The 5,984-nt window shown below is 71.4% G+C and carries 6 protein-coding genes; all 6 read right to left on the bottom strand.

What is annotated here, in order from left to right; genetic code table 11:
* Nucleotides 1-630, bottom strand: a 630-nt coding sequence (locus tag DVA66_RS15995) for an enoyl-CoA hydratase-related protein (protein WP_114560972.1), incomplete at its 3' end; no start/stop codon positions are given.
* Nucleotides 623-1,807: a CaiB/BaiF CoA transferase family protein gene (locus DVA66_RS16000; RefSeq protein WP_114560973.1), complete on the bottom strand. Its 1,185-nt coding sequence runs from the start codon at nt 1,805-1,807 to the stop codon at nt 623-625. The genes DVA66_RS16000 and DVA66_RS15995, both read right to left, overlap by 8 nt.
* A gap of 139 nt (nt 1,808-1,946) precedes the next feature.
* Nucleotides 1,947-3,275, bottom strand: a complete 1,329-nt coding sequence (locus DVA66_RS16005; RefSeq protein ID WP_114560974.1) for an ABC transporter substrate-binding protein — start codon at nt 3,273-3,275, stop codon at nt 1,947-1,949.
* A gap of 82 nt (nt 3,276-3,357) precedes the next feature.
* Nucleotides 3,358-4,266, bottom strand: a complete 909-nt coding sequence (locus DVA66_RS16010; RefSeq protein WP_114560975.1) for a carbohydrate ABC transporter permease — start codon at nt 4,264-4,266, stop codon at nt 3,358-3,360.
* The gene (locus DVA66_RS16015; RefSeq protein WP_114560976.1) at nt 4,263-5,207 is read right to left on the bottom strand and encodes a carbohydrate ABC transporter permease; all 945 of its coding nucleotides are present in this window, start codon (nt 5,205-5,207) and stop codon (nt 4,263-4,265) included. The genes DVA66_RS16010 and DVA66_RS16015 overlap by 4 nt, the downstream gene beginning before the upstream one ends.
* Nucleotides 5,204-5,984 (bottom strand): NAD(P)-binding domain-containing protein (locus DVA66_RS16020; RefSeq protein ID WP_157974056.1); only part of this gene is annotated, 781 nt, incomplete at its 5' end. The genes DVA66_RS16020 and DVA66_RS16015, both read right to left, overlap by 4 nt.

A 5,984-nucleotide genomic window follows, 5' to 3' on the forward strand; every position in this document is an offset into this window, starting at 1 on the left:
GCCGGCGACCCGTCCGGCCAGCTCGAGCGCGACCGGGCGGGGGTCGGTGCCGGCCGGCAGCAGGCGGGTGACGAAACCGGTGCCCGCCAGGTCGGCGGCGGTGACGAGGTCGGTGCCGAGCAGCATCCGGTCGGTCCAGGCCCGGCCCACCCGGTCGCGGACCAGCCGGACCGCGCCGGCGTCGATGCAGTTGCCCAGCGTCTGCGCGACCGGGGCGCCGAAGCGGACGTCCTCGGCGGCGACCACCAGGTCGCAGGCCGCCGCGAGCACCAGCCCGGCGCCGACCGCGAGCCCCGGCACGGCCGCCACCACCGGCACCGGGACGGCGGCCAGGGCCTCCAGCACCTGCGCTACCCGGTGCTCGTAGGCCACCCCGCGCCCGGCGTCGAAGTCGGTGAACTGGGCGATGTCGGTGCCGGCGGCGAAGGCGCGGTCGCCGGCGGAGGTGAGGACGACCGCCCGCACCGAGGTGTCGGCGGCCAGCCCCCAGGCGTGCTGCTCGAGCTGGTCGTACATCGACCAGGTGAGCGCGTTGAGCTTGCGCTGGTGGTCCAGGGTGAGGACGGCGACCGCGCCCCCGCGGTGCAGACGCACCTCCGCGGCGGGTGCGGCCGGGGCGGGCTCAGCCACGGGCCGACCCCGCCACCCGCACCTCGTCCAGCAGCCCGTCGTGCTCGCCGAGCAGCGGCGGTGCGGAGCGGACCGTGGGCGGGGTGCCCTGCAGCCGCACCGGCGAGGCGAGGGTCTTGATGGTGCCCTCGACCGGGTGCTCGAAGCTGGTCACCGCACCGCGGGCGGCGACGTGGGGGTCGGAGTCGAGGACGTAGGAGTAGTCGCGGATCGGTCCGGCCGGCACCCCGACGGCCAGCAGCGCGGTCACCCACTCCTCGACGGTGCGGGTGGCGAAGAGGGGGGTGAGGGTGGCGACCAGCTCGGCCCGGTGACCCATCCGCAGGGTGTTGGTGGTGAACCGCTCGTCCTGCACCAGCTCCGGTGCGCCGAGGACGTCGCAGAGCCGGGTCCACAGCCGCTCGTTGTTGGCGCCGATGGTGAGGTAGCCGTCGCTGGCGCGGAAGGCCTGGTAGGGCGCCGACATCCGGTTGGCCGAGCCGAGGGCCTGCGGCACCTCACCGGTCGCCCAGTACTCCGTCGACTCCCACACCGACATCGCCAGCGCCGCCTCGAACAGCGACACCTCCAGGTACTGGCCCTCACCCGTCCTCAGCCGCGAGGCGTAGGCGGTGACGATGCCGAAGGCGGTGAACATGCCGGCGCCGAGGTCGGCGACCGGCAGCCCGCACTTGACCGGGTCGCCGTCCGGCTCGCCGGTGATGCTCATGACCCCCGACATGCCCTGGGCGACGAGGTCGTAGCCGGGGTGCTGGGAGTACGGCCCGGTCTGGCCGAAACCGGAGATGCTGGCGTAGATCAGCGCCGGGTTGTGCTGCTTCAGGGTCTCGTAGTCGATGCCGAGGCGGGCGGTGACGCCGGGGCGGAAGTTCTCCACCACCACGTCGGCGGTGGCCACCAGACGGTAGAAGTCCTCCCGGCCCGCCTCGTCCTTGAGGTCGATGCGGACGCTGCGCTTGTTGCGGTTGAGGGCGAGGAAGGCCCGGCTGTCGTCGCCCTTGACGGCGTAGCCCCAGGAGACCCGGGTCTGGTCGCCGCCGGCGGGGTTCTCCACCTTGATGACGTCGGCGCCCATGTCGGCCAGCATCATCGTGCAGTACGGACCGGACATCACCTGGGTCAGGTCGAGCACCCGGAGCCCGGTGAGGGCGCCGGCGGGCTGGTCGGGGAAGGGCATCGGATCTCCTGGCGGTGCATCGGCCGGCTCGCGCCGGCGGGGTGGCTCGGAACCGGCTCGGTGCCGGTGGGTGGTCGGGGACCGGCTCGGTGCCGGTGGCGCCCGGGCGGACGGGGGTCCGCCCGGGCGTCGGTGGGGCTCAGCCGAGGCTGGCGTTGGTCTCGTTGAAGAAGGAGTCCACCGCCTGGTCCAGCGTCAGCCGCCCGAAGGCGACCTCGTTGTAGTTGCGGGTGAAGGCCTGCTGGAACACGGCGTTGAAGCCGGGCGGGTAGTTGACCTTCGGCGGGTTGTCCTCGCTGATCGCGCGGTACTGCTCGAGCTCGTCACGCTTGAGATCGGGCAGCTCGGAGTCCTCGGCGGTCAGCGCGTCCAGCACGTCGGTGTTGGTCGGGGCCCCGTTGTCGGCGGCGAAGGCCACCTGGGCGTCCACGTCGTTGGTGAAGAAGTCGATGAACGCCGCGGAGGTGGGCACGTTGTCGCAGTTGGAGGAGATCCCGAAACCGGAGGCGACGAGGATGTTGCCGATCCCGGCCGGGCCGTCGGGGTAGCGGGCCGCCTGCAGCTGGCCGCCGTCACGACCGTCGAGGGTCTGCTGGGAGACGTAGAGGGAGTTGCCCGGCAGCACGCCGACCATCAGCTGGCCGGTGGCCAGGTAGCCCTGGTCGGCGCCGGGCGGCTCCTCGGCCGACATGTCCGGCGGCAGAGCGATGCCCTGCTCCTGCAGGTCGAGCCACAGGCTCCAGTACTCCTTGAGCTGCTCCTTGGTGAAGCCCAGCTGGCCCTCGGCGTTGAACACCTCGATGCCCTGCCCGACCGCCCAGGCGTAGAAGGCGTTCTGCTCCTCACCACCGGCGGCCACCGCGTAGGTGCCGTCGGGCAGGCGGTCCTTGGCCTGGCTCACGTAGCTGACGAACTGGTCCCAGTCCCAGCTCTCCGGCGGCGCGCCGACCCCGGCCTCCTCGGCCAGCGTGGTGTTGACCATCAGGGCGTCCCAGGCGATGCCGTAGGGGATGAAGTAGAGCTTGCCGTCGCTGCCGCGGCCGCCGTCGAGCACGGCCGGGGGGATCTTGCTGGTGTCGATGGCCCCGGAGGCGACCATGTCGTCCAGCGGCTGCAGGGTCTGGCGCTTGACGTAGTCGTTGACCTGGCGGTCCTGCATCTGCACCACGCAGGGCAGCGAGCGGCTGGAGGCCTGGACGTTGAGCCGGTTGAAGTACTGGGCGTAGTCCGCGGACTGGGTCTCGGTGGTGACCTCGGGGAAGTCCTCGTTGAACTGCTCGATGACGGCGTTGGTCTTGGCGTTGCGCGACTCACCACCCCACCAGGCGACCTGGATGGTGCCGCCCACCTCGCCCTGGCCGTCGGAGCTGGCCGCCGGGCCCTGGTTGAGGCACGCCGTGCTGGTCAGCGCGACGCCGAGCACCAGCGCGGCACCGGCGAGGAGCCGTCGGGAGCGTGGCTTGGTCATGACGTTGGTCCTTTCATCGTGGCGGCTGCGGTGCCGCACGTCCTGGTGGCGGTGGTGCCGCCGGTGGTGGTGGAGCGGTGGCTCACTTGAGCCCGGTGGTGGCGATGCCCTCGACCAGGAGGCGCTGGGAGGCGATGAAGAAGCCGACGATGGGGGCCAGTGACAGCGTGGCCATCGCGAAGAGCGTCCCGTAGGTGCTCTGGCCGGTCTGGTCGAGGAAGGAGTTGAGCCCGAGCGAGACCGTCCACAGGTCCGAGCTCGGCAGGTACAGCAGCGGGCCGAGGAGGTCGTTCCAGGCCCAGACGAAGGTGAACATCGCGGTGGTGCCGATCGCCGGCAGCGACATCGGCATGATGATCCGCCAGAAGATCCCCCAGTGCCCGCAGCCGTCGATCCGCGCCGACTCGTCCAGCGACGTCGGCAGGGTCCGGATGAACTGGACCATGAGGAAGATGAAGAAGGCGTCCACGGCGAAGAAGTGGGGCACCGTCAGCGGCAGGTAGGTGTCCACCCAGCCCATCTGGTTGAAGATGATGTACTTCGGGATCAGCGTGACGTGCTGGGGCAGCAGCATGGTGGCGATCACCATCCCGAACAGCACCCGCTTGAACGGGAACTCCAGGCGGGCGAAGGCGTAGGCCGTCAGCGAGCAGGCGAACAGGTTCCCGACGATCTGGCCGATCGTGATGATCGCGGAGTTGACGAAGTACTTCGAGAAGTTGAGGTTGCCCACCGACCAGCCGTCGGCGTAGTTCTGCAGCGTGTAGGTGTCGGAGAACAGGCTCAGCCCGGCGAAGGTCTGGTTGCCCGGGCGGAACGAGGCCCCGACCATCCACAGCAGCGGGTAGAGCATGATCAGCAGCACGCAGAGCAGCACCGCGTGCTTGATGATCCCCTTGACGACCCGGTTGCCGGCGGGGCGCTGGGTGCGGGCGTCCCAGGGGCGGGGGATGCGGGTGGGCTGGGAAGGGGCGCTGAGCGTCGTGGTCATGATTCGTCTCCGTAGTGGACCCAGTAGCGCGAGGAGCGGAAGAAGATCCCCGTCACCACGGCGAGCACGAGCAGCAGCACCCAGGCCATCGCCGAGGCGTAGCCCATCTGCAGCTGGGTGAAGCCGCGCTCGTAGAGGTAGAGGGTGTAGAAGAGCGTCGAGTCCACCGGGCCGCCGCTGCCGCCGCTGACGACGTAGGCGCCGGTGAAGGACTGGAAGGCGTTGATCGTGCCCATCAGCACGTTGAAGAACACCAGCGGCGTCATCATCGGCAGGGTGATCGAGAAGAAGCGGCGGATCTTGCTGGCGCCGTCCACCTCCGCGGCCTCGAGCAGCTCCCGCGGCACCTGCCGGAGCCCTGCCAGGAAGATGATCATGGTGGAGCCGAAGGCCCACAGGTTCAGCGTGATGATCGTGCCGAGGGCCCGGGCGGGGTCACCCACCCAGCTGCCGACGTTCTCGATCCCGACCAGGCCCAGCACGGCGTTGACCAGGCCGTCGGCACCGAAGACCTGCCGCCACAGGGCGGCGACGGCGACGCTCGCGCCCATCAGCGAGGGCAGGTAGAACAGCGCCCGGTAGCCGGTGAGGAAGCGCAGCCGGCTGTTGAGCAGCAGCGCCACCAGCATCGAGACCACCTGCAGCAGCGGCACGAAGACCACCACGTAGGTGAGGGTGACGCCGACCGACTTCCAGAAGCGGGGGTCCGAGCCCATCAGGGCGTAGTTCTGCAGCCCCACCCACTCGGGGTTGCTGAGCAGGTCGTAGCGGGTGAAGGAGAGGTACAGCGAGTACAGCATCGGTCCGAAGGTGAACAGGACCATCCCGACCAGCCAGGGCGTCAGGAACGCCAGGGCCGGCAGGAGCTGGGTGCGTCCCCGGCCGCGTCGCGGCGTGGTCGGCAGGGCCACCGGTGGTTCGGTGGCGGTCGCGAGGGTCATCGGTGACCTCCAGTCGGGTTGTCGTCGTCGCCGGTGCGCGCCGGGTCCTCGTCCTCGGCGTGGCGGCGGATGGCGGTGGCCAGGTGGTCGGCGACCACGGCCGCGGTCGGCACGGCGACGTCGAGACCCGCCGCCACCTCCCGCACCTCGGCGACGTCCTTGACCCAGGGGCGGTGCCCGTCGGGGACGTCGCGGTCGTCGTAGTCGCGGCTGAGCCGGTCGTAGAAGCCCCAGGTCTCGACCGCCCAGGAACGGGCGGTGCCGGCGCGCAGAGCGGAGAGCAGGACGTCCTCGCCCACCCCGGCCGCGGCGGCCAGCCCGGCCGCCTCGTACAGGGCGGTCAGCCCGGCGAAGAGGACGTGCTGGTTGGCCAGCTTCACCACCGAGGCGGTGCCGCTGGCGCCAGTGGCGACGACCTCGCGGGCCACCGGGGCGACGACCTCGCGGGCCCGCTCGACCGCTTCGGCGGTGCCGCCGAGCAGGAGCAGCAGCTCGCCGTCGCGGGCGGCGTCCGCGCCACCGCTGACCGGGGCCTCGACCAGGTCGATCCCCTGGCCGGCGCACAGGTCGGCGAGCTCGCGGGCCTGGTCGGGGCCGACGGTGCTGTTGAGCACCACCAGCGACCCCTCCGGCAGGCGGGCGGCCAGCCCGTCCTGTCCGTCGAGGACGTCGCGGGCGGCCGCGGCGTCGGGCACCAGCACCCACACCACACCGGCCTCGGCGGCCACCGCGGCCAGGTCGTCGGCCGGCCGGCAGCCGTGCTCGGCGAGGGCCTCG

Source organism: Desertihabitans aurantiacus (assembly GCF_003344635.1).
GTDB classification, from domain to species: Bacteria; Actinomycetota; Actinomycetes; order Propionibacteriales; family Propionibacteriaceae; genus Desertihabitans; species Desertihabitans aurantiacus.

Coding starts and splice junctions, on each gene's coding strand:
- DVA66_RS16000 (WP_114560973.1), bottom strand. CDS start 1,807: ATGCCCTTCCCCGACCAGCCCGCCGGCGCCCTCACCGGGCTCCGGGTG.
- DVA66_RS16005 (WP_114560974.1), bottom strand. CDS start 3,275: ATGACCAAGCCACGCTCCCGACGGCTCCTCGCCGGTGCCGCGCTGGTG.
- DVA66_RS16010 (WP_114560975.1), bottom strand. CDS start 4,266: ATGACCACGACGCTCAGCGCCCCTTCCCAGCCCACCCGCATCCCCCGC.
- DVA66_RS16015 (WP_114560976.1), bottom strand. CDS start 5,207: ATGACCCTCGCGACCGCCACCGAACCACCGGTGGCCCTGCCGACCACG.